The sequence below is a fragment of the Streptomyces beijiangensis genome (genome assembly GCF_017315755.1).
Lineage (GTDB): Bacteria > Actinomycetota > Actinomycetes > Streptomycetales > Streptomycetaceae > Streptomyces > Streptomyces beijiangensis.
In genome coordinates this window covers 1-458 of record NZ_JAFLRJ010000705.1, presented here as the reverse complement: position 1 = coordinate 458, position 458 = coordinate 1, and the positions used below count along the sequence as shown (strand labels likewise).

The following is a 458-nucleotide window of genomic DNA, read 5'->3' as shown; positions in this document are numbered from 1 at the left end:
TGCTCCGCGACGCGCTCCGCTCCCTCGCCGAGGCGAAGATCGCCCCCTTCGCGGCGGCCGTCGACGAGGAGGCCCGCTTCCCGCAGGAGGCGCTCGACGCCCTGACCGCGGCCGACCTGCACGCCGTGCACGTCCCAGAGGAGTACGGCGGCACGGGAGCCGACGCGCTAGCCACGGTCATCGTGATCGAGGAGGTGGCCCGCGTCTGCGCCTCCTCCTCTCTCATCCCGGCCGTCAACAAGCTCGGCTCGCTCCCGGTGATCCTCTCCGGCTCCGAGGACCTCAAGAAGAAGTACATGACCCCCCTGGCCAAGGGCGACGGCATGTTCTCCTACTGCCTCTCCGAGCCCGCGTCGGGCTCGGACGCGGCCGGCATGAAGACGAAGGCCGTACGCGACGGCGACTTCTGGGTCCTCAACGGCGTGAAGCGCTGGATCACCAACGCGGGTGTCTCCGAG

At 70.1% G+C, this 458-nt stretch carries 1 protein-coding gene; it reads left to right on the top strand.

Features of this window, described 5'->3' with window-relative positions; genetic code table 11:
* A partial coding sequence (locus tag J0695_RS38505) for an acyl-CoA dehydrogenase family protein (RefSeq protein ID WP_206969498.1) occupies positions 1-458 on the top strand: 458 nt, incomplete at both ends.